Source organism: Streptomyces sparsogenes subsp. cuspidosporus (genome assembly GCF_039532705.1).
GTDB classification, from domain to species: domain Bacteria; phylum Actinomycetota; class Actinomycetes; order Streptomycetales; family Streptomycetaceae; genus Streptomyces; species Streptomyces sparsogenes.
Window position 1 is genome coordinate 47,618 of record NZ_BAAASD010000003.1, and the last position, 26,118, is coordinate 73,735.

A 26,118-nucleotide genomic window follows, 5' to 3' on the forward strand; every position below is an offset into this window, starting at 1 on the left:
GCTGTTCACGAAGCTGCACCCGCAAGCCATCCGCAACCCAGATCCAGCTATCCGAGAGAGGCACACATGCTCTTCATCGTCGCGGCTCTCGCCCTGGCGGGGATCCTTCTGGGCGCGGCGGCTCACACCCCGCTCCCGGTCTTCCTCGCCGCCTCGGCCGCCATCGGCACCTGGCTGCTGATCTTCTTCATCCGCGAACGCACCGGGCACAAGGAGAGCTGACCCATGGCACTGACCGCCCCCACCCGCACCACGCCGGCCGCACGGCGCCGGGACGCCGACGGGATGGCCGTGGCCTCGTTCGTCCTCGGCCTGATCGGACTGCTGCTGTTCAACGCCGTGTTCGGACCGTGCGCGATCGCCCTGGGCACCCTGGCGATCGCCCGGCAGACCGAGCGCCGCGGCCGGGCTCTGCTCGGCCTCACCCTCGGCTTCATCGACGTGATCGTGCTGGTCGCCCTGGTGACGCTGGACAACACGGTCTTCTGGCAGTTCGGCTGACCTTTCCTCAGCCCCGCGCCCCGCAGCGGCCCTTCCACCCGACCCGGTGGAGGGGCCGCTGCCCTACGCGGAAGGGATCACGCCCCCGCCCCCTGGACATCGAAGTTGGTTAGGCTAACCTAACTACGTCCTCGGGCGATGCCCGTGGCCGCCCCCGTACGCATCGAGAGAAGGCGTCCCATGCCCCACCCCAGAGCCCTCCCCCTCTCCCGCCGCGGGCTGCTCGCCGCCGGCGGCCTCGCCGGACTCGGCGCCCTGGTCACCGCCTGCGGGAGCAAAGACGGCTCTGACTCCTCCGGCCGCGCGGGCGGAAGCGGCGGCGGCTCCTGGTCCTTCACCGACGACCGCAAAAAGAAGATCAGCCTCGGCGGCCGCCCCCAGCGCGTCGTCGCGTACATCGGCTCGGCGGCCGCGCTGTACGACTTCGGCGTCGACGACCAGATCGTCGGCGTCTTCGGCCCCACCAAGCTGAAGAACGGCAAGCCGGACGTGCAGGCCGGCGACCTCGACGTCGACAAGGTCACCTCGCTCGGCAACACCTGGGGCCAGTTCAACGTCGAGAAGTACGCCTCGCTCGACCCCCAGTTGCTGATAACGAACATGTACGACCCCGGCGCCCTCTTCTACATCCCCGACGAGGCCAAGGAGAAGATCCTCGCCCTGGCCCCCAGCGCCGCCCTCACCACCGGCCGGGTCTCCATGCTGGAGCCCATCAAGCGCTACGCCGAACTCGCCGCCGCCCTCGGCGCCGACCTCAAGGCCAAGAAGGTCACCGACGCCAAGGCCCGCTTCGAGGCCGCCGTCGAGACGCTGCGCAAGACCGTCAAGTCGAAGAAGATCAAGGTCATGGCCTGCTCCGCCAGCGCCGACCTCTTCTACGTCTCCAACCCGGCCGTCAACGCCGACCTGATCTACTTCCGCGAGCTCGGCGTCGACCTCGTCGTCCCGCAGAAGACCGACAAGGGCGGCTACTTCGAGAGCCTGAGCTGGGAGAACGCCGACAAGTACGACGCCGACCTGCTCTTCCTCGACAACCGCACCGCCACCCTCCAGCCCAAGGACCTGACCGCCAAGCCGACCTGGTCCAAGCTCCCCGCGGTCAAGGCCGGTCAGATCACCCCCTGGAGCAGCGAGCCTCGCTTCTCGTACGCGGGCGCCGCGCCGCTCGTCGAATCCCTCACCAAGGCCATCCAGGACGCGAAGAAGGTCAGCTGACCCCCGTATCGCCGGCCCCCGGCAAGCGAAGGGAAGAGACCCCTCTCCATGACCACCGCAGCCACCGCCCCCCACACCTCCCTCGACCCGGCCCCGGCCGAACTCCCGGCCCCCGCCTCCGTCCCCTTCCGCTTCTTCGACGTACGGGTCGTCCGCACCCGGGCCCTCGGGCCGTCCATGGTGCGCATCACCTTCGGCGGCGACGGCCTGAAGGACTTCGTCTCCGGCGGCCGTGACCAGCGCTTCAAGCTGTTCCTGCCGCACCCCCACCAGGAGGCCCCGCTCGTGCCGGTCGAGGCCGGCCAGGAGTGGTTCCCGGTGTGGCGGGCCATGGACCCCGCCAGGCGCGCCGTCATGCGCTCGTACACCGTGCGCGAGCAGCGGCGCGAACCCGAGGAGTTCGACGTCGACTTCGCCCTGCACGGCGCCGACGCGTCAGGCTCCGACGCCTCGGGCTCCGCTTCCGGCGCCGACGTGTCCAGCTCCGATACCTCGGGCACCGCTTCCTCCGGCCCCGCCGCCTCCGGCCGCGCCACGGCGGGTGGCCCGGCCTCCCGGTGGGCCGCGGGCGCCCGGCCCGGCGACCGCGCCCTCGTCCTCGGCCCCACCGCCCCCGACAACGGCGGCGTCGACTTCCGCCCGCCGCCCGGCACCGACTGGATGCTCATCGCCGCCGACGAGACCGCGCTGCCCGCCGTCGCCGGCATCCTCGCCTGGCTGCCGGCCGGCACCCGGGCCAAGGTCTGGATCGAGGTGCAGCACGCGGAGGACCTGCAGCAGCTGCCCACCGACGCGGACGCCGAGATCGTCTGGCTGCTCCGCGACGGCGCCGACCCCGACCAGCCGCACTCGGCCCTCCTCCTGGACGCCGTACGCACCGCGACACTGCCCGAGGGCACGCCGTACGCCTGGATCGCGGGCGAGGCCGGGACGGTCCGCGCGCTGCGCCGCCACCTCGTCCGCGAGCGCGGCTTCGACCGCAAGGCGGTTACGTTCACCGGCTATTGGCGGCTGGGGGCCACCGACGAGCAGCTCGTCGAGGAGGCCGTGACCGGCACGGGCCCCGCGCCCGAGGACGACTGACCGGCGCCGCACGCCGATACGGACCGGCCCGGCCGGCGCAAGCCCGACCAGCGCACGCCTGGCCCACTCGCACACCCCCACGCCCCCGCACACCCCCACACCCCCGCATAAGCCCACACCCCCGCATAAGCCCACCCCTTAACAGCCCCACACCCACCCCCACACACAGCCTCACCCCGGCACACCCCCGCATAACCGCACAGCCTCACCCCGTCCAAGGGCACGCACCCCCATGCCGCGTCCAGGGCATCCGTGTGCCCGCGTCCAGGGCAGCTTCCCCATGCCCGCACCCCCAGAAGGGACAGACCGTGAGTTTCCTCGCGCACCCCGCTGAGGACCCGTCGTCGTCAGGGCCGATACCCGGGGCGGCGGATGGCAGGGCCCACCTCTTCAACGACCGTACGGCCGAGCGCTACCGCCGCTCCCTGGCCGACGGCGTCGGTCTGGTGGCCTCCACCGTCGCCCGCACCACCCGCCCGTTCACCGGAGTCACCCCCGCCGAACTGGCCCCCGAGATCTCCGGAGTCGACCTGGACCGGCCGCTGGGCGATCCGGCCGCCGCCCTCGACGAGCTCGAACGCGTCTATCTCAAGGACGCCGTCTACTTCCACCACCCCCGCTACCTCGCCCATCTCAACTGCCCGGTGGTCATCCCGGCGCTGCTCGGCGAGGCGGTCCTGTCGGCCGTCAACTCCTCGCTGGACACCTGGGACCAGAGCGCCGGCGGCACGCTGATCGAGCGGCGTCTGATCGACTGGACGGCGGCGCGCCTCGGGCTCGGCGACGCGGCAGACGGCGTCTTCACCAGCGGCGGCACGCAGTCCAATCTGCACGCGATGCTGCTCGCTCGCGACGAGGCCTGCAAGCTGGTGGAGAAGGAGACGGCGGCGGCCGGCGCCCCGCTCACCAAGCCCCGGATCCTGCCCCGGCTGCGCATCCTCGCCTCCCAGGCGAGCCACTTCTCCATCGCCAAGGCGGCCGCCGTCCTCGGGCTCGGCTACGAGGCCGTCATCGCCGTCCCGTGCGACCAGGACCGGCGGATGCGCACCGTCGCGCTCGCCCGCGAGCTCGACCGCTGCCGCCGCGAGGGCCTGGTCGTCATGGCGGTCGTGGCCACGGCCGGGACCACCGACTTCGGCTCCATCGATCCGGTGCCCGAGATCGCCGACCTGTGCGAGCGGGCCGGGGTCTGGCTGCACGTCGACGCGGCGTACGGCTGCGGGCTGCTGGTCTCCCCGCGCCGCCGGCACCTCCTGGACGGCATCGAGCGCGCCGACTCGGTCACCGTCGACTACCACAAGTCCTTCTTCCAGCCGGTCAGCTCCAGCGCCGTGCTGGTGCGCGACCGTACGACGCTCGGCCACGCCACGTACCACGCCGACTACCTCAACCCGGCCCGCAGCGCGGAGCGGCTCATCCCCAACCAGGTCGACAAGTCCCTGCAGACCACCCGGCGCTTCGACGCGCTCAAGCTGTGGCTGACGCTGCGCGTCATGGGCGCGGACGCCATCGGGGAGCTGTTCGACGAGGTGGTGGACCGGGCGGCCGAGGCCTGGCGGTTGCTGGACGCCGATCCACGGTACGAGGTGGTCACCCGGCCGCAGCTGAGCACGCTGGTCTTCCGTTACACCGGCGGCCCGTCCGCCGCGCGGCCCGACCCCGGCCGGCCCGCCCCCGGCCTGCTGGACCCCGGCCTGCTGGACCGGGCGAATCTGCACGCGCGCGAGGCGCTGGCCGCCTCCGGCGAGGCCGTCGTGGCCGGAACGGTCGTGGACGGGGCGCACCACCTGAAGTTCACGCTGCTCAACCCGGAGACCTCGCTCCACGACATCGCCCACGTCCTGGACCTCCTCGCGGGCCACGCCGAGCGGTACCTGTCCTCCTCGGAGGCCGCCGTTCCGGAGTTCCCCCGCGCCCGAGCCAGCTGACCGCCTTCCACCCCGCCGGAGACCCCCGTGTCCACCGTGTCCCCCGTGTCTTCCCCCGACTCATACGACTTCATCGCCATCGGCCTGGGCCCCTTCAACCTCGGCCTCGCCGCGCTGACCGATCCGATCGACGAGCTGAACGGGCTGTTCCTGGAGCGCAAGCCGGACTTCGACTGGCACTCGGGGATGTTCCTCGAGGGCAGCACGCTCCAGACGCCGTTCATGTCCGACCTGGTCACCCTCGCCGACCCGACGTCCCCGTACTCCTTCCTCAACTACCTGAAGGAGACGGGCCGCCTGTACTCCTTCTACATCCGCGAGAGCTTCTATCCGCTGCGGGAGGAGTTCAACGACTACTGCCGCTGGGTGGCCGCCCGCCTCGGCTCCGTCCGCTTCGGCCAGGAGGTCACCTCGGTCGAGTACGACGAGGCGGAGGGCCGTTACGTCGTCCACACCACCGAGACGGCCACCGGCGAGCGGCGCTCCTGGCGCGCCGGACGGCTGGTGCTGGGCACCGGGACGCCGCCGTACGTCCCCGAGGCCTGCCGTGGGCTGGGCGGCGACCTGATCCACAACTCCCGTTACCTGGAGCACAAGGAGGCGCTCCAGGCGAAGCGGAGCATCACCGTCGTGGGCAGCGGCCAGAGCGCCGCCGAGATCTACCACGACCTGCTCCAGGACATCGACGCGCACGGCTACCGGCTCGACTGGATCACCCGCTCGCCCCGCTTCTTCCCCCTCGAATACACCAAGCTCACGCTGGAGATGACCTCCCCGGAGTACGTGGACTACTTCTACGGGCTGCCCGCGCACACCCGCGACCGGCTGAACACCTCGCAGAAGAACCTCTACAAGGGGATCAACTCCGATCTCATCAACGCCATCTTCGATCTCCTCTACATCAAGAACCGCCGGGGCCCCTGCCCGACCCGGCTGATGACGAACACCGCCCTGCGCGAGGCCTCGTACGACGCGGCCGCCGGCTCGTACACGCTCGGCCTGCGCCAGGAGGAGCAGGGCCGGGACTTCACCCTCACCACCCAGGGGCTGATCCTGGCCACCGGCTACCGCTACCAGGTGCCCGAGTTCCTGGCGCCCATCCGGGACCGCATCGCCTGGGACGACGCGGGGCGGTTCGCGGTCGCCCGCGACTACAGCGTCGACACGGCCGGGCGGGAGATCTACGTCCAGAACGCCGAGCTGCACACCCACGGCTTCGTGACCCCCGACCTCGGGATGGCCGCTTACCGCAACTCGTGCATCATCCGCGAGCTGCTGGGCCGCGAGCACTACCCGATCGAGAAGTCCATCGCCTTCCAGGAGTTCGCGGCCCCGGAGGGGGTGCTGCGATGACCACCGCTCTCTTCACGCGCCACGACCCCCGGCTCGGCCGCTTCTCCCTGCGCCCCCTCGACCCGGCGGCCGACGCGGAGCTGCTCCACCGCTGGGTCACCCACCCCAAGGCGTCCTTCTGGCTGATGCAGGACGCCGACGTGGAGCGGGTCGCCTCCGAATACGGGCAGATCGCAGCGCACCCGCACCACGACGCCTTCATCGGCCTGCACGAGGACCGGCCCGCCTTCCTGGTGGAGCGCTACGACCCGGCCCGCGTGGAGCTGGCGGGCCTCTACCCGGCCCAGGAGGGCGACGTCGGCATGCACTTCCTGTGCGCGCCGGCGGACACTCCGCTGCACGGGTTCACGCTGGCGGTGATCACTACCGTGATGGAGTTCCTCTTCGCCGACCCGGCGACGCGGCGCGTGGTGGTGGAACCCGACGTGCGCAACACGGCGGTGCACAGGCTCAACGCGGCGGTCGGCTTCGAGATCGCGGGGCGGGTGAGAAAACCGGAGAAGGAGGCGTATCTGAGCTTCTGCGGGCGGGATCGGTTCAGTGCGGTGAGAACGACAGGAGCTGAGCACCCGAAACAGCCGGAGCCCCCAGAGCAGCCGAACGAGCCGACCAAGCGGAACGAGCCGACCAAACCCACCAAACCCCACGAGCCGAACGAGCCGCACGAGCCGCACGAGCCAGCGCAAGGAGTGCACGGATGAGCCCCCGCGACGCCGTAGCCCACCTCACCCCCGCGCTGTGGGAGCGGGCGGGCCGCCTCCTCGTACGCAAGGCGCTCGCCGAGTTCACCCACGAGCGCCTGCTCACTCCCGAGCCCCAGCCCGACGGCCGCTATGCCGTCACCAGCGACGACGGCTCGGTCACCTACCGCTTCGCGGCCCGCCTGCTGGCCCTGGACCACTGGATGGTCGACGCGGACAGCATCACCCGCCACCGCACCCAGGACGGCGGCGAGCTCCCCCTCGACGCGCTGGACTTCTTCCTGGACCTGCGCGGACGGCTGGGGCTGGGCGACGCGATCCTGCCCGTCTATCTGGAAGAGATCAGTTCCACCCTCTCCGGCACCGCCTACAAGCTCAGCGGCGAGCCGGTCGCCGCCGCCGAGCTGGCCAAGTCGGGCTTCCAGACGGTGGAGACCGGGATGACCGAGGGCCACCCGTGCTTCGTCGCGAACAACGGCCGCCTGGGCTTCGGGGTGCACGAATACCTGTCGTACGCCCCCGAGACCGCGAGCCCGATCCAGCTGATCTGGCTGGCCGCGCACCGCGACCACACCACCTTCACCTCCACCCCGGACCTCGACTACGACGGGCTGATCGGCGAGGAGCTGGGCGAGGCCACCCTGGACCGCTTCGCCGCCACCATGGCCGGGCTCGGCCTCGACCTCGCCGACTACCTCCTCATCCCCGTCCACCCCTGGCAGTGGTGGAACAAGCTGTCGGTCACCTTCGCCGCCGAGGTCGCCCAGCGGCGCCTGGTCTGTCTGGGCGCCGGGGACGACGCGTATCTCGCGCAGCAGTCGATCCGCACCTTCTTCAACACCGACGCCCCGTCCAAGCACTATGTGAAAGCGGCCCTGTCCGTGCTCAACATGGGCTTCATGCGGGGCCTGTCCGCCGCCTACATGGAGGCCACCCCCGCCATCAACGACTGGCTGGCCGGCCTGATCGCGGGCGACGAGCTGCTGCGGTCCACCCGCTTCTCGATCATCCGCGAGCGCGCCGCCGTCGGCTACCACCACCGGCAGTACGAGGCCGCCACCGACAAGGGCTCCCCGTACCGCAAGATGCTGGCCGCCCTGTGGCGCGAGAGCCCGGTCCCGACGCTCGACCCCGGCCAGCGCCTGGCCACCATGGCCTCCCTGCTCCACACCGACTCCGAGGGCGGCTCTTTCGTCAGCGCGCTCATCGAGGAATCCGGCCTCCCGCCCGCCCGCTGGCTGCGCCGCTACCTGGACGCGTACCTGAGGCCGGTGCTGCACTGCTTCTACGCCTACGACCTGGTCTTCATGCCCCACGGCGAAAACGTGATCCTGGTGATCGAGGACGGCGCCGTGCACCGAGCGATCTTCAAGGACATCGCCGAGGAGATCGCCGTCATGGACCCGGACGCGGTCCTCCCGCCGGCGGTCGGGCGGATCCGGGTGGAGGTCCCCGAGGACAAGAAGCTGCTGTCGATCTTCACGGATGTCTTCGACTGCTTCCTGCGCTTCCTGAGCGGCATCCTCGTCACCGACGGGCTCCTGGAGGAGGAGACGTTCTGGCGGACGGTGGCGGAGTGCGTCTCCGACTACCAGGAGTCGGTGCCGGAGCTGGCGGAGAAGTTCGAGCGGTACGACATGTTCGCGCCCGAATTCGCGCTGTCCTGCCTGAACCGGCTCCAGCTGCGGAACAACCAGCAGATGGTGGACCTTCAGGACCCGGCGGGGGCGCTCCAGCTGGTAGGAACGCTGAAGAACCCCATAGCGCCTTTCAGGGCCTGAGGGACTTCGGAAGCGCATCACGCCTGAAAACGGGCGGAGGCAAGCACGCCCCGAATCTCCTCCAGAGTGACGGCGGACGGACGGTTGAGACAGACGGAGGCGGTGATCAGCTCGTGCGGCCGGGAATCCCCGGCCGCACGCCAGCCCACCAGCTCACGGGTACCGCCCGCGAGGCGGCACGACTCCCCCGGCCGCGTGTCCATCAGCCGCGCCCGCTGGCCGGTCGCCCCGAGGGGGTTCGTCCGCCCCAGCCGCAGGACGAGCAGCCCCTCCCCGCGCCCCAGCTCGTCCGGAGCCAGGCAGTAGCGCCGGATGTCCGTACACCGGTCCTTCTCCACGGCCGCCGGCCGACTCCCGGCCAGCCCCACCGCATCCCCACCGCCTCGGCCCCCACTCCCGAGGTCACGGCCGCTCCAGCCGCTGGGCAGCCGGACGATCAGCCCGTCCAGCCCGGGATAGCGAAAGGCGGCACCGGTGGGGGTGAGGTCGGTGGCGGTGGGACCAGTAGCAGTCGGACCGGTAGCGGCGGGCGACGCGGCGGGCACCTGGTACGTCGCCGTCGCCCCGGAACCCCCCGGCCCCCCGCCCGGTACATGCCCCAGCACGGCCAGCGTGACGGCAGCCGCCACTCCCCCGGCCACCCCGGCGGCCCCGACCACCCCGACCACCCGCCTCCGCCGCCGCCGTACCACCAGCTGTCGGACCCGCCGCATCCGCTGCGCGGGAGCGGCCAGGCGGGGCACCCCCCGCTCCAGCAGCGCCCGCACCTCCCCCTCCCGCAGGGACTCCACCCCCTCCCCGGACGGGCCACCACCCCCACCCCCCTGACCAGGAAGAACCCCACCCAGGCCCCTATCCCCCTGCCCCGCCTCACCCACGCCGCTCACCACCGTCCGCCACCATCTCGGCGGCGGGCAGCAGCCCCTGCAAGGTGCGCAGCGCCTTGGACGCCTGGCTCTTCACCGTGCCCGTGCTGCACCCCAGCACCTCGGCGGTGTCCTCCACGCTCAGGTCCTCGAAATACCGCAGCACCACCACCGCCCGCTGCCGCACCGGCAACCCCCGCACCACCGCCGCCAGGGACTGCTCCAGATCCACCCCCTCGAACGGATCCGGCACCACCCGCGTATCCGGCACCTCGTCGTGCGGCACCTCCCCCCGCCAGCGCCGCCGCCACCACGACGCATGCGTATTGACCAGCGCCTTGCGGACGTACGCCTCCGGGTTCTCCGCCGCGATCCGCCGCCACTTCGGCCACACCTTGGCCAGCACCGTCTGCAGCAGATCCTCGGCCAGATGAGCATCCCCAGTCAGCAGCCAAGCGACCCGCAACAGCCGAGGCCCACGCGCGGCGACGAACTCCTCGAAGCCGGGCGTCACGCCCGTCACTGTCGTGTCCTCGCCATCGTGCCCCTGTCCGAGCCGCCTCTTTCATACATGGTGAACGCCATCCCGCCGGTTCCGGGTTGCCTCATCCCCGATATCCGCCAACCGGCGGCCAACCCCCACCCCCGCCCCCAGCGCCCTGCACCCCCGACGGCCCAACCGCTGCACTGACGCCGGTGCGCCCTGCGAGAGCAGAGCGTCGCGCCTCCGCCGCCTCCGTGGGCCTTGCGGATAATTCCGTAGCCGCAGGTCAGGGCTGAGTCTCAGTGAGGCCCTGGAACGCCTCTCCTCCGAATCGGGAACGGATGAGGCATCTTCGCAGGTCAACCGAGTAGCACCGAGTGACTGACGGCGCAGCGTCTCCTGGCCTCCGCACCGAGGCATTTCTTGATCGAGCGGGGCTGGTTCGCTGCTGAGGACTGTGCTGTCAGACAGCTCGTCAGGTCCCCGCCAGATGCCCCCGGCGTGGCCGAGTGACAGGTGCGGAAGGGGTTGACCGCCTCGGGCAGTCAGGATGTTTTCAGGCAGCCGATGGCACGGTCAGGCCTCATGACGTATGAGCTGTCTGAGACTCCCGAAGCCGCACCGGGCGGCACCACGCCCGCCCGGCACGCCCACGGTCTGCGCTGGAACAAGGTGCCCGAGGTCACCGTCTACTTCTGGATCATCAAGGTGCTCTGCACGACGGTCGGCGAGACTGCGGCTGACCTGCTCAACGAGAAGGCCGGGCTGGGCCTGACCGGCGTGTCGGTGCTGATGAGCGTGCTGTTGGCGGTCGTCCTCGTCGTCCAGTTCCGTACGACTTCCTATCGCGCTGGTGTGTACTGGCTGGCCGTCGCCCTGATCAGCGTGGTCGGCACCCTGATCAGCGACAACCTCACCGACAACATGGGCGTCCCGCTGGAGACGAGCACCACGGTGTTCGCGCTCCTCCTCGCGGTCGTGTTCGTGGTCTGGTATCGGCGCGAGCGCACCCTGTCCATCCACAGCATCGACACCACCAGCCGCGAGTCGTTCTACTGGCTGGCGGTGCTGTTCACCTTCGCCCTCGGTACGGCGGCCGGCGACCTGGTCTCCGAGCGCATGAACCTCGGCTACTGGCTCTCCGCGGTCCTGTTCGCCCTCGCCATCGCGGCGGTGGGGGTCGCGCACTTCGCGCTGGGCCTGGACGCGGTGTGGAGCTTCTGGATCGCCTACATTCTCACCCGCCCCCTCGGCGCCTCGATCGGCGACTACCTCTCCCAGCCGAACGCAGACGGCGGTCTTGGCCTCGGGACCGTCCTCACCAGCGCGCTCTTCCTGGCGATCATTCTCGTCCTGGTGGTGTACCTGACGGTGACCCGCAGGGACGTCGCCGAGCCGGAGAGCGCGGCACGCCAAGCGGCCTGACCGGCGTAAAAGGCGTTCAGGATGCGTTCAGGCGGCAGCTGACAGAGTCGGATGCCTCAGCCGCCGCCTGCCATCGGCCGAGGCCGCAGGGCGCCAGCCCCGCTGGGGACGGGCGCCCTGCCGCCGTACCCCTACTCGACAAGGAGTGTCCGACCCTTGGAGAACCCCCAGGTCCTCACCGACCTCGACGTCGCGAGCACGCACCAGGCCGCAGCGAGCAGGACTAAATCGGTGATGAAGAAGCTGCCGGAGGTCACCCTGGCCTTCTGGGTCATGAAGATCGCCGCGACAACGCTGGGTGAGACGGCCGGTGACCTGTTCGCGCAGACGCTGAAGCTGGGTTACTTCCTCACCACGATCGCCCTGTTCTTGATCTTCGTGGTGACCCTGGTCGTCCAGCTTCGATCGCGGCACTACAACCCGTTCTTCTACTGGACCGTGATCTTGTCGACCAGCATGGCCGGCACCACGATGTCCGACTTCATGAACCGCGATGCCAGCGCCAAGTTCCTGTCGAACGGCGCCAAGTCGCTCGGCTGGGGCCCGCAGGGCCTGGGCCTGGGCTACCCGACCGGCGCGGCGATCCTGATCTCGATCCTGCTGGTCATCTTCACGGTCTGGAAGGTGTCCGGAATGACCTTCCAGATCCGCGACATCGTCACTTTCCGCGGCGAGGCCCTGTTCTGGTCGGCGATCCTGGTCTCCAACACCCTCGGCACCTCCATGGGTGACTTCCTGTCCGACAGTTCCGGACTCGGCTACCTGGGCGGCGCGCTCCTGGTCTCCGGGGCACTGGCCGTCCTCGTGGCGCTGATGAAGGTACCGGTGGTGCCGAACGTGCTGTTGTTCTGGATCGCCTTCGTCCTCACCCGCCCGCTCGGCGCCACCGCCGGTGACTTCCTCACCAAGCCGGTTTCCAAGGGCGGCCTGGACCTCGGCACCGCCGGCTCCTCGGCCGTCCTGCTGGCCGTCCTGTTCGGCCTGATGGTCTACGCCCACACGCAGGAGAAGAAGAACGCGGTGACGCTCTCCGAGTAGGAGCAGCCCCTCACCCGGCGGGCAGGGTGACCGTGAACCGGGCCCCTGGCGCGTGCCCGGGATCGTAGGACACCTCGCCGCCGGCGGCGCGGGCCAGGCGCCGCGCGAGCGGCAGCCCCAGTCCCGCGCCGTCGTGCCCGTCCGTGGCGTCGGCGCGTCGACCCGGCTGGAAGAGCTCGCCGGCGAACGTCTCCGGTACACCGGGCCCGTCGTCGACGACGTCGATCACAACGGAACCGGGCCTGCGGTGCACGGACACGGTCACGCGCGAGCGGGCGTACCGGACGGCATTGGCGAGCAGCGGGCTGACGATGCGTTCGAGCAGAGCCGGCGTGACACCTGCCTCCAGCTCCGGACAGGATGCCTCCACCGCGGCCTTTACCTGATGCGGTGCGTCGAGCTGCTGGGCGAGACGGCGCAGAACGGGGACGACACCGGTCGTACCTGGGACCGTTGAAGGGTTCCGCGCATTTTCGCGGGCGTCGTTCAGCAATGTGTCGCAGATCGTGAGCATGGATTGGGTGGCCTCGGCTATCACCTGGTGACTGGCGCGGGTCTCCTCGGTGGAGCGGGGGCGTCCCCGCCACCAGTCGAGTTCCATGATGATCCGGGTGAGCGGGGTGCGCAGTTCGTGGGACAGCTCTCCGGCCAGCTGCTGCTCGTGACGCAGCACCGCGCGTATGCGGTCCAGCAGTGCGTCAAGGGAGTCGCCCAGGGCTGCGAGTTCGGCCGGGTGCTTCTCGACACCGAAGCGGTCCACGGCGGCCACCGCACTCCACTCGGTGGCCTGCTCGGTCATGGCCCGTACGGGGCGCAGTGCGCGGCCCACCGAGAGGCGGGTCAGCGCATAGGTGCAGATCAGCATCACGGCGTCCAGGACGAGCGATCCCAGCAGCAGAGTGTCGGCCGAGTTCCGGTACGGGGCGAGGTCCAGGGCCGTGACCACCATGGCGGCGTGACGGCCGGATACGGGCCGGGAGCACAGGCGGACGGAGCGTGGACGGACCGCGTGGACGGTCGCGCAGGCACGGCTGCCCTGTGCGGCGAGCCGGGCGGCGGCCCGGGTCAGCGGGCTGTCGGCCGCGGCGGGGGTCGGCTGTTCGAGCAGGTGGGTGCCGGTGTAGATCCAGACATTGGTGTCGAGGAGCTGGTCGTTGGCGGTCTCCAGCACGCGCACCCGCGATCCGTTGGTGTCGACGGTCGTGGCCACCGCGTCCGCACGGGTCCGCAGCTCGTCGTCCGCCTGGTGTTGCAGGTGTCGGTCGACCATGGTGTTGAACACCACGGTCAGGATCGTCATCAGCAGTGCGGCGGTGGTCAGTGCGATGAGCGAGAGCCGGCCCCGCAGCGTGCGTGGAGCCAGGCGGCCCAAGAGGGACCTCATGACAGCCGGTGGCCGATCCCGCGCGCCGTGTCGATGGTCAGAGCGCTGCCGGCTTCGCGCAGCTTGCGGCGCAGCCGGGTCAGGTACTGGTCGAGGGTGTTGTCGCTGACCTGTGCGCCCGCGGGCCAGCCGGCCCTGGCCAGGTCGCGGCGGCGCACGAGGTCTCCGCTTGCGGCGACGAGCGCGGCCAGCAGTCGGAACTCTGTCGGGGACAGGGCGACGGGGGTGTCTCGAACGGTCACGCTGTGGCGGACCGCGTCCAGCGTCAGGTCTCCGGCTGCGGCCGTGGAGGGCGGGGAGGACCGCTTGAGTGCGGCTCGCAGTCTGGCGGCGAGTTCGGCGAGGTGGAACGGCTTCGGCAGGTAGTCGTCACCCCCTGCGGAGAACCCGGACAGCCGGTCGGTGATGTGGTGCCGGGCGGTCAGGAAGATCACTGGGGCGAGGAACCCGTTCGCGCGGAGGGCCTGGCACACATCCCGTCCGTCCGAGTCGGGCAGGCCGATGTCCAGCACGGCTGCCGCGACGTCCGCCGTGGCCAGCCGCAGGGCGGTGGCGCCGTCGGCGGCGGGGACGGGGTCGAAGTCCTCGTCGTACAGGCCGCGGCGCAGGACGTCACGCAGGGCGTGATCGTCCTCGACGACCAGGATTCTGGGGCGCATGATCCTCCTCCGTCGGCCGTGCGGCCGGGTGGGGCGAGTCGCTGAGGAAGGATGTGGGCAGCCAGCAGGCCGCGGCGCACAGGCACACTCCGAGCCAGCCTACGGCGAACAGCCAGCCGCCGACGACATCGGTGAACCAGTGCACCCCGAGGTAGACGCGGGTGAGTCCGACCAGCAGGCCCCAGCAGCCGACGGCGACGCCGAGCGCCGTCCCGCCGCGCGGGGCGCGCAGGCTCAGCGCCACGATCAGCAGCCCGGCGGTCAGTGCGGCCGTGGTCGTGTGCCCCGAGGGGAACGCCCAGCCGCTCGCGTGTGTGGCCCAGCCGTCCCGCGGTGGGCGGGCCCGCTGGATGAGCTCCATCACGCCGTACCGAAGCGCCTGTCCCACTCCGAGGCAGGCCGTGCAGAGTGCGGCGGCGAGCAGCCTGCGCCGCGCCGTCCGCACCATCACGACACCGGCCAGCGTGGCGAGGACATACGGCATGACACCGGTTCCGGTGGCCGTCAGCCCGCGCGCCAGGGCCGTCGCCACATCGGAGCGGTGGCCGACGGACCACGAGAGAAGGCCGTCGTCCAGCCCAAGCGGGGCACCACCGCCGCCCACGACCACCATGGTCAGCACTCCCAGCGCCGTCCAGGCACCGAGGCCCGCGCCGCCCGCCAGCTCCGCGGCGTGCCTGCGGTTCACGGGGCAGCCAGGAGCGGACGCAGCACAGTGGCGCTCAGGTGACGGGCAAGCGTCTGCGCCCACCGCCGCAACAGGGTCATCGCGGCGAAGGCCACGAGCCCGCCCACGAGCACGCCGAACGCGACGTCGTGCGGGTAGTGCACGCCGACCCAGACCCGGGAGGCAGCCATGGCGAGCGCGGCCACGGCCGCGACCGCTCCCAGGCGACGTGAGACGAACACCAGCGCCACAGCGGTCGCCGTCGCGATCGCCGCGTGATTGCTGGGGAAGGACCAGTCACCCGGCGCCGGGCACGCCTCCAGCGTCCTCATGTGCAGGCTCCGGCACGGCCTGTCCTCACGCACCACCAGCTTCAGGACCGCATCCACGCCGTACGCCAGGCCCACGACCACCGGCGCGGCCAACGCGGTCACCGCCGCCACGGCTCCCGCCCGCCGGGCCTGCCACCAGCCCAGGACCATCAGCAGGGCGAACACCGCCAGCCCGTACGCCGACCAGGCCGCCACCGCGGTGTCCAGCCAGCCGGGCGAGCGCCCCGCCAGGTCCACCACATCCGTGTACGCGGAGCCGTCGATCGACGCTCCGCCGAACGCGAAGGTCATCCGCGCGCCTCCTCCGCCTTGGCCTGCCCGTTCGCCTTGGCCTGCCTGCGGCTGCGGTACAGCTCGGCGGCGAGCGGAATCAGAGAAACCACCACGATCAGCGCCACCAGCGGCAGCAGATAGCGGTCCACGCCGGGGATCGAGGAGCCCAGCGCGTATCCCGCCAGGGACAAACCGACGCTCCACACCAGGCCGCCGACCACCTGCCAGACGGTGAACACCCGGACGGGCACGCCCAGCGCGCCTGCCAGCGGATTGAGGACGGTCCGCACCACCGGCACGAATCGCGCCAGAACGACGGCCTTCGCATGCCCGTACCGCGTCAGCAGCTCCTCGGCCCGCTTCGCCCCCTCGTGCAGCCGGGCGGACCGGCTGCGGGCGAGCAGGGCACCGCCGGCCCGGCGCCCGATCAGATAGCCGCACTGGGCGCCGGCCAGCGCGCCGAACGCCGCGGCGGCCAGCAGAGGCCCCAGGGACAGCCGTACGCCGTGCTGCCCCGCTCCCGTGCACAGCAGGCCCGCCGTGAACAGCAGGGAGTCGCCCGGCAGGAAGAAGCCGATCAGCAGGCCCGTCTCGGCGAACATCACGGCGCCGACACCCAGTACGCCGAAGGCGGCCAGCAGCGAGTGCGCGTCGAGCGGGTTCACGGCGAGCTGCGACGATAGGACCATGGGTGTGGTCATCGGCATGAGTCCTTTCCCTGCGGACGGCCGGATGCACGGCACCCCGACCGACTACAATGCCGTAGACGGTCTACGTCACTGTAGACGATCGTGGAGTGAGATTCGTTCCCATGACCGAGGCAAAGGACGAGCGCCGACCCGCGGGTGAGCTGGAGGCCGCCGTGATGGCCGCCCTGTGGGCCGCGGGCACGCCGCTCACCCCCGTCCAGGTCCAGGCCGAACTCGCCTCCGGCCTGGCGCGGACGACCGTGACGACGATCCTTTCCCGCCTGTACGAGAAGGGGACCCTGGAACGGGAACGGCGGGGCCGCGGCTACGCCTACCGCCCCGTACAGGACCCGCACGGCCTGACCGCTCTGCGCATGCACGGGGAACTCGACCGCGACAGCGACCGGGAGACGGTGCTGGCACGCTTCGTCGCCCAGCTCAGCCCGGACGACGAGCAGGTCCTGCGGCGGTTGCTGGAGGAGGGCCCATGACGACCACGCTCCTGCTGATCCCACTCCTCCTGCCCTGTGTGGCGCCTCCCCTGGCCCGCCGGATCCCCGACCGCTGTTCGCCGGTGGCCGCCCTGTGGACTCTCACCGTCTCCGCGCTCCTCCTCGCGGCCGGTACCGTCGCAGCACTCGGCACCTTCGCAGTGACCGGCCTGCTCAAGATTCCGGCCTTCGCCGCGCTGGGCGAGCTGGTCCACCCTCTGCGAACGCCGTCCGAACGGCTGGTGCTGCCCGTGGCCGCCCTGGCCGCCGGTCTGCTCACGCTCGGTACCTTTGCGCTGGGACGCGCGGCCGTGCGCCAGACCGCGGGTCTGCGCACCGCCCGCTCCCGGGCCGGACGCCGGCCGGCCGCGGGCGACCTGTGCGTCGTCGACTCCCCGCACCCCGACGCCTACGCCCTGCCCGGCCGCCCGCACCGCATCGTCGTCACCACCGGCATGCTGCGTGCCCTGCGGCCGGACGAGCGCGAGGCCCTCTTCGCGCACGAGCGCGCCCACAACACCGGTGGCCACCACTTCTTCCTGGCCGCGGCGGAACTCGCCGCCCACTGCCACCCCGCCCTGCGGCCGGTCCGTGATGCGGTCCGGCTGGTCGCGGAGCGCGCCGCCGACGAGGCGGCCGCCACAGCCGTCGGCGACCGGCGCCTGACCGCCCGCGCCATCGCCCGAGCCGCCCTGGCCGCGCACGCGGCGGACCCGGGTCGCCCGGCGTTCACACCGGCGGCGACCACAGGCCCCGTGCCGCGGCGCGTGGCCGCCCTCCTGTCCCCAGCCGGACGAACACCGCGCATCGTGCCGTGGATCGCCGTTCTCCTGGCCGCCTGCGCGGTGATCTCCTGCGCCACTGCGGCGACCGGCGCACTCAGCATCCACCAGGACATCGAAGTCGCCCAGGGCGAGGCAAGCCGCTGAAACGGAGAGCTCCTGTGGCGCCACCTGTCCATTTCACTACGGTGCGTGATCGACGGCGAAGACCAGGTAAGCGCCGTACAACGCGGACAGAATGGTCGTTGAGCCCAGCAGGAGTACGCGCACGCCGCCGGAGCGAACTCGGGCCAGCCCGATCGCCAACGGCAGCAGCAGGGGGAAGGCGGGCAGCAGGAACCGGGCCCGGGCGCCGAAGAACGCCGAGTCCCCGACGGCGATCACCAGCAGGCCCACGCTGTACACCACGAGCGGCAGCGGCTGGCCGTGCGCCACTGCCACGACTCCGAGGACTGTGGCGGCGCACAGCACGAGCGCCACGATCACCCAGGTGAACGGCACAGACGGGGCATGAAGGAGGACCCGGGCCACCTGGCGGGCTGTGGCGACCCCCCAGTCGAATCGGGCACGCCACAGTTTCTGGACGACGAAGTAACCGTCCCAGCGGCCGAGCCGGGTGCCCACCCATGTGACATACCCCAGCCAGCCCAGCGGGGCGATCACCGCACCCAGGCAGGGCCGCCACCGTGCCGTCGCCGGCTGCCGTGCCGGACGTCTGCGGATTCGCACCAAGGCGACGGCTGCCGCCCCGTCGATCGCGACCACCAGAGCCACCGCGCTGGGCCGGGTCAGCCCTGCCAACGCGCACAGAACGCCGGCCCATATCCAGCGCTGGGTCAACGCCGCATACAGTGACCAGGCGGCCAAGGCTGTGAACAGTGTCTCCGTGTAGGCCATGCTCTCGACCACGGCATGCGGCAGCGCTCCCCAGAGCACCGCGGTCAGCACTCCGGTGTGCTTGCCGTAGCGCCAGGCGGCGACGGCGAAGATCCCCCAGGCCGCGGCCAGGGACGCGAGCCAGGAGACCAGAAGGGCGGCATACGGGACGGGCAGCGACGTCAGGGGGTGCACGAGCCGGATCAGGGCCGGATACAGCGGGAAGAACGCCAGGTCGGAGTAAGCGTTCTCTGCCTGCGGACTGGTCGCGAGTACGGGCAGGCTGCGGTCGTATCCGTTCACCGCGATATTCCCGTACCACTCGGCGTCCCATATCGTCGCCAATCTTCCCAGTGCTGGATCCCCACGCCGGTGGCCCCAGTACAGGAGCACCGCCACCCCGACGGCCCGCGCCATGGCAAAGCCCAGTACAGCGGGCGCCGCGTCTCGGGCTGCCGCGCGCAACCGGGGGCATCGAACGGGCACGGCTGTTCCCTGCTTCGACGGTGATGGCCGACGGCCGGGGTTTCACAGGCAATCCGCTACGCGAAAGGTGGCTTCGATTCATGCGACGTCGCCACGTCCTCCCTGGCCATACAGCCACCATGGCATCTCGTGGCCACCCGCACGCGCCAGAGTCGTCCACACGGATGACCCAGCGCTGACTGAGCACGCCTCGGGCGCGAGACCGACCGAAAACATGAAGAATGAAAACCGACATATCTTCCGGCTCCGCTGTGACCGGAGGCCCCCGTGATCACCTCGTGCCGAACACGAACACGAACACGAACACGGAGCACCGTCCGTCTGCTCGCTTACGCCCTCGGCGTCGCCGCAGCGGCGGCCGCGCCGTGGACGGGAGCCGCGGAAACCGGGCACAGGGCCGGACATGTCCCCACGCCCGACCACGTGGTCGTCGTCGTCATGGAGAACCACGCGTACGACCAGATCATCGGCAGCCCCAGCGCTCCGTACATCAACTCATTGGGCAGCCGCGGCGCCGTCCTGACCAGCTCCTACGCCATCACCCACCCCAGTCAGCCCAACTACTTCGCACTCTTCTCCGGCGCGACGCAGGGCATCACCGACGACAGCTGCCACACCCCCGGCTTCCGCTCCTCCGCCAACCTCGCCTCCGAGCTGACCGCCGTCGGAAAGACCTGGGCCAGCTACAGCGAGTCGCTGCCCAGCCAGGGTTCGACCACCTGCGGCAGCGGACGCTACGCGCGCAAGCACAACCCGTGGTTCGGGTTCCGCAACGTCCCCCGATCCAGCGCCAAGACGTTCGCACAGTTCCCGACCGTCTATGCCAGGCTGCCCACGGTGTCCTTCGTCATCCCGAATCTGTGCAGTGACATGCATGACTGCCCGGTCTCCACCGGTGACACCTGGCTGCAGAAGCACCTCGGCGCCTACGCGGCCTGGGCCAAGACCCACAACAGCCTGCTCGTGGTGACCTTCGACGAGGACAACAAGCACAGCAAGAACAAGATCGCCACGGTGCTGTACGGGCAGCCGGTGGCTGCGGGCAGCAGATCAGCGACCAGGTACGACCATTACGACGTGCTGCGCACCATCGAGGACATGTACGGCACATCGCATGCCGGGCACGCCGCCACCGCGTCGGACATCACCGGCATATGGGCGAGCCGAGCGCGGGTACGTCTGCAGACCGCCGCAGTGCCGGGACCTCGCAGCATGCCCTCCGGGCTCGGGCCTGTGCGCCATCTCCTGGGCGCGTTCGACCGGTGTCCGGTCGCGCTACCGAGCTACCGGGCCGAGCAAGTGTCCAGCGGGAGTGTCCTCATGGTCCGGGGGCAAGGCCGCCACGGCGGACGAACCGCGATCGCCGAGACGGCCGCCCTGCTGGGGGAGCGCTCGGCTGACCCGACGACGCCAGGCGGTCAGCCGGGCGCCGGGTCCGGTGGCTCGACGTGAACGAGTTCCGGAGTGTCCGTGCTGCAGTAGACAAGGCCGTCGTGGTCCACGTCGCACGGCGTGACCGTTCCGTCGTCGTACACGAGCCAGGCGAGCACCGGACGGCGTTCGAAGCCATCGGCGCCATCGGGCGGTGCGTCGAGGCGGTAGCAGACCGTCCACCCCATCCCGGGCAGAGCGCCGACCACCTGCGGCCGTCGTTCGTACGTCAGGAAACCCGGGTGGCGGTCAGCACGGACAACGCGGCCCTTGTGCCCGTGGACCGCTCTCCCTGTGTCGCATATGTAGCCGAAGAGTTCCTCGTCCTCGCGTCGCCACTCCACGATGTCGCATACCTCGACGCATCCGTTTCCGCCATCGACGAGTGCGACCCATCGTCGGCCTGAGGCGGGACACGAGGCTTCCACGGGAACCCCTTTCGACGGCTGGGCGGTCGGTCAGTCGGTCAGGTCCGCGCCATGTCCCCGCCCACGCGGGACGGCGGTTGCGGCCGACTCGCGGCCAACTGGCGGATGATCAGCGGGGTCACCAGGACGACCACCAGCAAGCGCAGACTCTGGACGGTGGAGACCAGGGCCACGTCCGCATGCGAGGAGACGGCCGTGGCGAGGACCGCGTTGATCCCTCCGGGTGTCGTGGCGAGATAGGCATCGGTGAACGGTGTGCCGGTCAGGCCGGCGAAGAACCACGCCAACCCGGCGCAGCCGAGGCAGACGACCGTCATGCAGACCAGGATCGGCGGCAGCAGGCGCCGCATGCTGCGGAGCGTCCGGCGGGTGAAACGTACGCCGACGTCCAGGCCGACGAGGACGAAGACGAAGTTCTGCAGCACGCCCACGGGCGCGAAGCCGGGCACGGCTCCGCTGAGAGTGGCGGCGAGGGCGACGAGCATGGGGCCGATCAGCATGGGTGTGGGCAGTCGCAGCCGTCGGCCTGCCCAGGAGCCGGCGGCGCAGACGGCCGCGAGGGCGAGCAGGCCGCTGAGCTGGTCCGCCCCCGCCACGAGGTGAATGAGGCCGGTTCCGGTGGTCCCGCCCCCGCCTGGGTGGCCCGATGCGGCCGATGGCCGGCCGGAGGTCATCCAGTGGGCGGCCAGCGGGGCGGTGGTGGCGACGAGGCCGACGCGCAGGTACTGGGTGAACGCGACGAGACGTACGTCGGCGTTCAGCTCGTCGGCGCAGGTGACGATCGCGGCGGAACCGCCGGGCACCATGCCGAGGACGGCGCTGCGCCGGCTGATGCGGCCACGGCGGGCCAGAAGCCAGGCGACCCCGACGCTCAGCGCGATGGTGGCCGCGGTGACCACAGTCATGGGCAGCGCGACGGGGGCGGCGGAGACGAGGGCGGCCGGGGTGAGGTAGCTGCCCATGAGAGCGCCGACCAGCGCCTGTGAGGCGCGGCCCGCCGGCGCCGGCAGCCGGTCGCGGACCATCCCGCACAGCGCCAGAGCGGCGCCGACCAGCAGGGAGGCCAGGAGGTAGGGGGCGGGAATGCCGAAGGCGGAGGCCGTGAGACCCGCCGCGTAACCCCCGGCGATGATCAGGGCCCAGCGTCCGACGGGAGCCGGGCGGGAGACGCGGAGCTCGGAGGCTTGCGGGGCGGGCTTCGGCGCGGTCCTGGGCGGGCGCTCATGCGTTCGCCGCGGCGCGGAAGTCGGAGCCACGTTGACGCCTTTCGTCGGTTGACGGCATGTCCGTTGAACTCGACGCCTGCGGTGTAAGCAGGCACTTCCCACTGTGCCGTGTACGACCTGTGCGGGCACTGAGAACCCTGAGTGAGCGCTGAGGACACCCTGAGAGCCCGCTGAGAACGCGCGGCCGACCAGCGCGTCGGCCCCTAGACTCGCAAGGGAGGATCAGCCTTCCGGCGGAACCGACCGATCGGCCACGAGGTGATGCGCGTGCGGGTGCTGGTGGTCGAGGACGAGCAGAACATCGCCGCCGCGGTGGACCGTGGGCTGCGCGCCGAGGGGTTCGACGTCGACATCGCCGAGGACGGTGAGAAGGCCCTCCGTCTGGTCAGGCACCACGACTACGCCGTGATCGTGCTCGACCTGATGCTCCCGGGGCGTAACGGCTACGACGTCTGCCGCACGCTGCGCGCCGCGGAGATCGCTACTCCCGTTCTGATCCTGACGGCCAAGGACGGGGAGTACGACGAGGCGGACGCGCTCGATCTGGGTGCCGACGACTATCTGACCAAGCCCTTCTCCTTCGTGGTGCTGCTGGCCCGGATCCGCGCGCTGCTGCGCCGCAGCGCCCCCCAGCGGCCACCGGTTCTCCGCGCGGGTGATCTCTGGCTGGATCCGGCCGCCCACCGGTGCGGTCGTGGTGAGGAGACCCTCGACCTGACGCCGCGCGAGTTCGGACTGCTGGAGTTCCTGTTGCGCCACCCCGACACGGTGGTGAGCAAGACCGACCTGCTCGCTCAGGTCTGGGACGCGTGGTTCGAAGGCGACCCGAACATCGTCGAGGTCTACGTCGGCTACCTCCGGCGAAAGATCGACACCCCGTACAGCCGGTTCGCCATCGAGACCGTGCGGGGCGTCGGCTATCGGCTGGACGGGAAGGGCGGCTGAGTGCCCCGCTGGCGCCGTCTCGCCGACCGCCTGTCCTTCGCCCGGGTGCGACGGCTGACGAGAAAGCTGAGCCTGCGTACGCGGGTCACCATGTGGGCCACGACGGTCCTCGCCATCGCGATGGTCGCGGCCGGTCTCGGGCTGCTGCTCGGCCTCAAGTATTCGATGTGGCGCGATCTGGACACCACAGGGCGCCAGCGGCTGGCCGACGTCTCGGCTCTCATCAGGCACGACCAGTTGCGTTCCCTCATACCGTCCAACGGAGGGGACGCCGACGTGGTCGAGGTGCTCGACGCCTCGGGGAAGGTACGGGCCAGTTCCGATTACGACACGTCCCCGGGCAGCCCCAGCGGGTTTCCGAACCCTCTTCCCCCGCAGGTCGTCGCGGGCCGTGCCACGACCCTCCACGACCTCAAGATCGGCGACGGAGGGGACTTCCGCGTACTGGCCCGGCCGACCCGTATCGGGGACCAGCCCGCCACCATCGTCGTGGCGGTGTCCCTGGCCCAGGCCGAGCACACCCTGTCCAGTCTGACCACCGGCCTGGTGATCGGTGTCCCGGCGCTGACGGCGCTGGTGGCGTGGACGATCTCGCTCACGGCCGGCCGCACTCTGCGCCCGGTGGAAACACTGCGCGGCCAGGCCGCGGACATCACCGCGACCGATCTGCACCGCCGCCTGGACCTGCCCGATTGTCAGGACGAGATCCACGCGTTGGGCGTCACCCTCAACGACATGCTCGCCCGCCTCGACGAGGCCTCCGTCGCGCAACGGCGCTTCGTCGCCGACGCCGCGCATGAACTGCGGAGCCCGCTGACCGCGCTGCGCGCCCAGCTGGAGGTCATGTCCCGTTACCCCGACCCGGACCGTGACCCGCAGGTGGCCGCCGCCCTGCTGGAAGACGCGGAGCGGCTGCACGACCTCGTCGAGGGCCTCCTCGCGCTGGCCCGCAGCGAGGATCCCGCCCGGCCGCGATCACAGGCCGCGCGTGTCATCGACCTGGACGAGGTGGTGCTGGCCGAGGTCCGTCGGCAGCGCTCCCTGGCCCGGGCGGAGATCGACGCCCGGCGGGTCTCGGGCGGCCGCGTACGGGGTGACGCCGAGGCGCTGCGCTGTGTGGTGCGCAATCTCCTGGACAACGCCCGTCGCCATGCCGAACGGCACGTCCGCGTGGTCCTGGGCGAGAGCGGCGGCACCGTGGAACTCACCGTCAGCGATGACGGATCGGGTATCCCGGCCGCGGACCGGACCCGGGTCTTCCAGCGTTTCACCCGTCTCGACGAGGCGCGCTCCCGCGAGGCCGGCGGCTCGGGCCTCGGCCTCGCCATCGTCGGCAAGGTCGTCACCGCCCACGGCGGCGTCGCCTACGCCGACCAGGACCCACCCCTCGCCGACGGCGGCCTCGGCGGAGCCCGCCTGGTGGTTCACCTGCCCGCCGCGCCGTCGCCGGATTTGTCCGTCGATCCGCCGCCCGCCCCGGACGGCCCCGGGCCGGTCTGACCACATACGCCTCCGACAGCGTCCGGCGGTGGCGGCCGTGTTCCTTCCGCATGGGCGAACCACTGATGTTCTCCACGCTGGAGAGGGGGCGGTTAACGCGCGCTGCGGCAAGAGTTGGGCCACGGCAAATGGTGAGGCAAACCACGTCAACCTTGCGAAAGGGGCAGGTGCAGTGCCAGCCGGGCTCCCGGGCCGCCGTCCTCCACACATGCGCGGCCGCCATGGTGAGTGGCCACCTCCCGCACGATCGCCAGTCCCAGTCCGGAGCCGCCGGCGTCCCGGCTGCGGGCGTCGTCCAGCCGGGTGAACCGGTCGAAGACCCGGTCACGGTCGGCGGGCGGGATGCCGACGCCGTCATCGCGGACGCGCAGGACCGTCTCGGTCTCCGTGGCGTCGAGACTGACCTCCACGTGGTGGTGGGCGTGCCGGACGGCGTTGTCGAGCAGGTTGCGTATGGCTCGGGACAAAGCGTCGGGGTCTCCGCGCACGCGTGCGGGTCGAACGCGGGCGCAGGCGACGGCCACACCGGGGCGGGAATGCAGCCGCCGGACCTCTGTCCGCACCAGGTCGTCCAGGTCGATCTCCGTCTCGCGCGGCACGCCTGCGGTGGCGTCCAGGCGGGCCAACTGCACGAGGTCGTCGACGAGCCGACCGAGCCTGACCGTCTCCTCGAGCAGCTCGGGCAGCCGGGCCGAGAAGTCGGCGCCGGGGTGTCGGGTGGCGGTCTCGATTTCCGCCCGCACGGCGGCCACTGGGCTGCGCAGTTCATGCGCGGCGTCCGCCACGAACTGCCGCTGCCGAGTGGTCGCTTCGTCGAGCCTGGCGAGCAGATCGTTGAGGGTGGCGCCGAGGCGCTGTATCTCGTCCGTACGCGGCGGCAGGTCGAGTCGCCGGTGCAGGTCGGTGGCGGTGATCTCGGCTGCTTGGCCGCGCAGCCGTTCCACCGGCCCCAGGGCACGACCGGTGATGTGCCATCCGGCGGCGGCAAGCAGGGCCGTCAGGGCCGGGAGGCCGAAGGCCAGTTTGACGGTGAGCCGGTCGATGTTGTGGTCGACCGGGGCCGTGGCAAGGCCGACGTACACGGTTTTAGGGGCATGCGCCGGTCCCGCCGACACGGCGGCGACACGGTACGTCCCCTGGCCGCCCAGAGGAATGCCACGAACGGTGTGGACCGATGGCTCGCTTCCCGGGGCGGCCGCGCTCACGCGGAACAGCGCGGGTTCTCCGGCTACGTTGGCGGACGCCGCAATCACACGGCCACGGCTGTCGATCACTTGGGCCGCGTCGTCGCCCGCACCGGAGGCGGGGAGCGGTTGGATGGCCCGGCCTTTGTCCACAGCGGCGGCGATGATCAGTGCGCGCTGGCGGGCGTTGTCATCCAGGCTGTGGATGAGCGAGGCGCGTTGGCTGATCACGAGCAGGACGGCCGCCAGGGACAGGCCGAGCGCGGCGACGACGGTGGCGGCGATCGTCAGCCGTACCCGCAGGCTGAGCCCGTGCCCGCGGAAGAGCCGGTAGCGCGGGAGTGGTGCCGTCTCGGCTCTGCGGGATGCCACGGACGCGGCGGTGTCCCG

General features: G+C 71.1%; 24 protein-coding genes and 2 pseudogenes. 15 read left to right on the forward strand and 11 right to left on the reverse strand.

Annotation, left to right across the window (positions count from 1 at the left end):
- Positions 1-66: 66 nt before the first annotated feature.
- The 8 genes and pseudogenes from ABFY07_RS04510 to ABFY07_RS04545 all read left to right on the forward strand — a co-directional run bounded on the left by ABFY07_RS04510 (position 67) and on the right by ABFY07_RS04545 (position 8,562).
- Entirely contained in the window at positions 67-222 is a 156-nt protein-coding gene (locus tag ABFY07_RS04510) for a hypothetical protein (protein ID WP_170066573.1), read from the forward strand.
- 3 nt (positions 223-225) lie between these two features.
- A complete protein-coding gene (locus tag ABFY07_RS04515) occupies positions 226-501 on the forward strand; it encodes a DUF4190 domain-containing protein (protein WP_346173170.1) in 276 nt (91 codons plus the stop codon).
- A gap of 180 nt (positions 502-681) precedes the next feature.
- Positions 682-1,716 carry an ABC transporter substrate-binding protein gene (locus ABFY07_RS04520; RefSeq protein WP_346173171.1) on the forward strand — a complete coding sequence of 345 codons (1,035 nt, stop codon included), beginning with the start codon at positions 682-684 and terminating at the stop codon, positions 1,714-1,716.
- A 48-nt stretch (positions 1,717-1,764) separates the two neighbouring features.
- Positions 1,765-2,799 (forward strand): siderophore-interacting protein, encoded by a 1,035-nt coding sequence (locus ABFY07_RS04525; RefSeq protein WP_346173172.1) that lies wholly within the window; start codon positions 1,765-1,767, stop codon positions 2,797-2,799.
- A gap of 308 nt (positions 2,800-3,107) precedes the next feature.
- Positions 3,108-4,727 carry a pyridoxal phosphate-dependent decarboxylase family protein gene (locus tag ABFY07_RS04530; protein ID WP_346173173.1) on the forward strand — a complete coding sequence of 540 codons (1,620 nt, stop codon included), beginning with the start codon at positions 3,108-3,110 and terminating at the stop codon, positions 4,725-4,727.
- Positions 4,728-4,772: 45 nt separating this feature from the next.
- Positions 4,773-6,080 carry a lysine N(6)-hydroxylase/L-ornithine N(5)-oxygenase family protein gene (locus ABFY07_RS04535; RefSeq protein WP_346173174.1) on the forward strand — a complete coding sequence of 436 codons (1,308 nt, stop codon included), beginning with the start codon at positions 4,773-4,775 and terminating at the stop codon, positions 6,078-6,080.
- Positions 6,077-6,658, forward strand: a pseudogene (locus tag ABFY07_RS04540) (GNAT family N-acetyltransferase); the annotation flags it as partial. The gene ABFY07_RS04535 and the pseudogene ABFY07_RS04540, both read left to right, overlap by 4 nt.
- Before the next feature lie 119 nt (positions 6,659-6,777).
- Positions 6,778-8,562, forward strand: a complete 1,785-nt coding sequence (locus ABFY07_RS04545; RefSeq protein WP_346173176.1) for an IucA/IucC family protein — start codon at positions 6,778-6,780, stop codon at positions 8,560-8,562.
- 17 nt (positions 8,563-8,579) lie between these two features.
- Here the strand turns inward: ABFY07_RS04545 and ABFY07_RS04550 are convergent, their stop codons facing one another.
- Together ABFY07_RS04550 and ABFY07_RS04555 are read right to left on the reverse strand one after the other, a co-directional pair.
- Positions 8,580-9,353: a hypothetical protein gene (locus ABFY07_RS04550; RefSeq protein ID WP_346173177.1), complete on the reverse strand. Its 774-nt coding sequence runs from the start codon at positions 9,351-9,353 to the stop codon at positions 8,580-8,582.
- Positions 9,354-9,432: 79 nt separating this feature from the next.
- Positions 9,433-9,951 carry a SigE family RNA polymerase sigma factor gene (locus ABFY07_RS04555; protein ID WP_346173178.1) on the reverse strand — a complete coding sequence of 173 codons (519 nt, stop codon included), beginning with the start codon at positions 9,949-9,951 and terminating at the stop codon, positions 9,433-9,435.
- Between the two features lie 546 nt (positions 9,952-10,497).
- On the opposite strand from ABFY07_RS04555, the gene ABFY07_RS04560 reads away from it, so the two are divergent.
- Together ABFY07_RS04560 and ABFY07_RS04565 are read left to right on the forward strand one after the other, a co-directional pair.
- Entirely contained in the window at positions 10,498-11,337 is an 840-nt protein-coding gene (locus tag ABFY07_RS04560; protein ID WP_346173179.1) for a COG4705 family protein, read from the forward strand.
- A 156-nt stretch (positions 11,338-11,493) separates the two neighbouring features.
- The gene (locus tag ABFY07_RS04565; protein ID WP_346173180.1) at positions 11,494-12,375 is read left to right on the forward strand and encodes a COG4705 family protein; all 882 of its coding nucleotides are present in this window, start codon (positions 11,494-11,496) and stop codon (positions 12,373-12,375) included.
- Between the two features lie 10 nt (positions 12,376-12,385).
- Here ABFY07_RS04565 and ABFY07_RS04570 read toward each other — a convergent pair whose 3' ends face one another.
- The 5 genes from ABFY07_RS04570 to ABFY07_RS04590 are packed head-to-tail and all read right to left on the reverse strand — an operon-like array spanning position 12,386 to position 16,391.
- Entirely contained in the window at positions 12,386-13,759 is a 1,374-nt protein-coding gene (locus ABFY07_RS04570; protein ID WP_346173181.1) for a sensor histidine kinase, read from the reverse strand.
- On the reverse strand, positions 13,756-14,418 hold the full coding sequence (locus ABFY07_RS04575) for a response regulator transcription factor (protein WP_236258299.1): 663 nt from the start codon (positions 14,416-14,418) through the stop codon (positions 13,756-13,758). The genes ABFY07_RS04570 and ABFY07_RS04575 overlap by 4 nt, the downstream gene beginning before the upstream one ends.
- Positions 14,372-15,106 carry a phosphatase PAP2 family protein gene (locus ABFY07_RS04580; RefSeq protein ID WP_346173182.1) on the reverse strand — a complete coding sequence of 245 codons (735 nt, stop codon included), beginning with the start codon at positions 15,104-15,106 and terminating at the stop codon, positions 14,372-14,374. Before ABFY07_RS04580 ends, ABFY07_RS04575 begins: the two co-directional genes overlap by 47 nt.
- On the reverse strand, positions 15,103-15,708 hold the full coding sequence (locus tag ABFY07_RS04585; RefSeq protein WP_346173183.1) for a phosphatase PAP2 family protein: 606 nt from the start codon (positions 15,706-15,708) through the stop codon (positions 15,103-15,105). The genes ABFY07_RS04580 and ABFY07_RS04585 overlap by 4 nt, the downstream gene beginning before the upstream one ends.
- Positions 15,705-16,391 carry a DedA family protein gene (locus tag ABFY07_RS04590; RefSeq protein WP_346173184.1) on the reverse strand — a complete coding sequence of 229 codons (687 nt, stop codon included), beginning with the start codon at positions 16,389-16,391 and terminating at the stop codon, positions 15,705-15,707. Before ABFY07_RS04590 ends, ABFY07_RS04585 begins: the two co-directional genes overlap by 4 nt.
- A gap of 110 nt (positions 16,392-16,501) precedes the next feature.
- Here ABFY07_RS04590 and ABFY07_RS04595 point away from each other — a divergent pair, with 110 nt between their 5' ends.
- Together ABFY07_RS04595 and ABFY07_RS04600 are read left to right on the forward strand one after the other, a co-directional pair.
- On the forward strand, positions 16,502-16,870 hold the full coding sequence (locus ABFY07_RS04595; protein ID WP_346173185.1) for a BlaI/MecI/CopY family transcriptional regulator: 369 nt from the start codon (positions 16,502-16,504) through the stop codon (positions 16,868-16,870).
- Positions 16,867-17,799, forward strand: a complete 933-nt coding sequence (locus ABFY07_RS04600) for a M48 family metalloprotease (protein WP_346173186.1) — start codon at positions 16,867-16,869, stop codon at positions 17,797-17,799. The genes ABFY07_RS04595 and ABFY07_RS04600 overlap by 4 nt, the downstream gene beginning before the upstream one ends.
- Positions 17,800-17,835: 36 nt before the next feature.
- On the opposite strand, the gene ABFY07_RS04605 is transcribed toward ABFY07_RS04600, so the two are convergent.
- Positions 17,836-18,831 carry a glycosyltransferase family 39 protein gene (locus tag ABFY07_RS04605; protein WP_346173187.1) on the reverse strand — a complete coding sequence of 332 codons (996 nt, stop codon included), beginning with the start codon at positions 18,829-18,831 and terminating at the stop codon, positions 17,836-17,838.
- Between the two features lie 504 nt (positions 18,832-19,335).
- Between ABFY07_RS04605 and ABFY07_RS04610 the strand changes: the two are divergent.
- Positions 19,336-20,178, forward strand: a pseudogene (locus ABFY07_RS04610) (alkaline phosphatase family protein); the annotation flags it as partial.
- 254 nt (positions 20,179-20,432) lie between these two features.
- Here the strand turns inward: ABFY07_RS04610 and ABFY07_RS04615 are convergent.
- On the reverse strand, positions 20,433-20,789 hold the full coding sequence (locus ABFY07_RS04615) for a hypothetical protein (protein ID WP_346173188.1): 357 nt from the start codon (positions 20,787-20,789) through the stop codon (positions 20,433-20,435).
- A gap of 122 nt (positions 20,790-20,911) precedes the next feature.
- The gene (locus ABFY07_RS04620; RefSeq protein ID WP_346173189.1) at positions 20,912-22,129 is read right to left on the reverse strand and encodes an AbrB family transcriptional regulator; all 1,218 of its coding nucleotides are present in this window, start codon (positions 22,127-22,129) and stop codon (positions 20,912-20,914) included.
- A 237-nt stretch (positions 22,130-22,366) separates the two neighbouring features.
- On the opposite strand from ABFY07_RS04620, the gene ABFY07_RS04625 reads away from it, so the two are divergent.
- Together ABFY07_RS04625 and ABFY07_RS04630 are read left to right on the forward strand one after the other, a co-directional pair.
- Positions 22,367-23,044: a response regulator transcription factor gene (locus tag ABFY07_RS04625; protein WP_346173190.1), complete on the forward strand. Its 678-nt coding sequence runs from the start codon at positions 22,367-22,369 to the stop codon at positions 23,042-23,044.
- Positions 23,045-24,544 (forward strand): ATP-binding protein, encoded by a 1,500-nt coding sequence (locus ABFY07_RS04630; RefSeq protein ID WP_346173191.1) that lies wholly within the window; start codon positions 23,045-23,047, stop codon positions 24,542-24,544. It begins immediately after the preceding gene.
- 146 nt (positions 24,545-24,690) lie between these two features.
- On the opposite strand, the gene ABFY07_RS04635 is transcribed toward ABFY07_RS04630, so the two are convergent.
- The gene (locus tag ABFY07_RS04635) at positions 24,691-26,100 is read right to left on the reverse strand and encodes a sensor histidine kinase (protein WP_346173192.1); all 1,410 of its coding nucleotides are present in this window, start codon (positions 26,098-26,100) and stop codon (positions 24,691-24,693) included.
- Positions 26,101-26,118: the final 18 nt, after the last annotated feature.

Bases quoted from the DNA above. Each gene is read 5' to 3' on its own strand.
- ABFY07_RS04595 (WP_346173185.1), top strand. From the start codon at position 16,502: ATGACCGAGGCAAAGGACGAGCGCCGACCCGCGGGTGAGCTGGAGGCC.
- ABFY07_RS04575 (WP_236258299.1), bottom strand. From the start codon at position 14,418: ATGCGCCCCAGAATCCTGGTCGTCGAGGACGATCACGCCCTGCGTGAC.
- ABFY07_RS04525 (WP_346173172.1), top strand. From the start codon at position 1,765: ATGACCACCGCAGCCACCGCCCCCCACACCTCCCTCGACCCGGCCCCG.
- ABFY07_RS04590 (WP_346173184.1), bottom strand. From the start codon at position 16,391: ATGACCACACCCATGGTCCTATCGTCGCAGCTCGCCGTGAACCCGCTC.
- ABFY07_RS04515 (WP_346173170.1), top strand. From the start codon at position 226: ATGGCACTGACCGCCCCCACCCGCACCACGCCGGCCGCACGGCGCCGG.
- ABFY07_RS04545 (WP_346173176.1), top strand. From the start codon at position 6,778: ATGAGCCCCCGCGACGCCGTAGCCCACCTCACCCCCGCGCTGTGGGAG.
- ABFY07_RS04570 (WP_346173181.1), bottom strand. From the start codon at position 13,759: ATGAGGTCCCTCTTGGGCCGCCTGGCTCCACGCACGCTGCGGGGCCGG.
- ABFY07_RS04600 (WP_346173186.1), top strand. From the start codon at position 16,867: ATGACGACCACGCTCCTGCTGATCCCACTCCTCCTGCCCTGTGTGGCG.
- ABFY07_RS04510 (WP_170066573.1), top strand. From the start codon at position 67: ATGCTCTTCATCGTCGCGGCTCTCGCCCTGGCGGGGATCCTTCTGGGC.
- ABFY07_RS04520 (WP_346173171.1), top strand. From the start codon at position 682: ATGCCCCACCCCAGAGCCCTCCCCCTCTCCCGCCGCGGGCTGCTCGCC.
- ABFY07_RS04585 (WP_346173183.1), bottom strand. From the start codon at position 15,708: ATGACCTTCGCGTTCGGCGGAGCGTCGATCGACGGCTCCGCGTACACG.
- ABFY07_RS04560 (WP_346173179.1), top strand. From the start codon at position 10,498: ATGACGTATGAGCTGTCTGAGACTCCCGAAGCCGCACCGGGCGGCACC.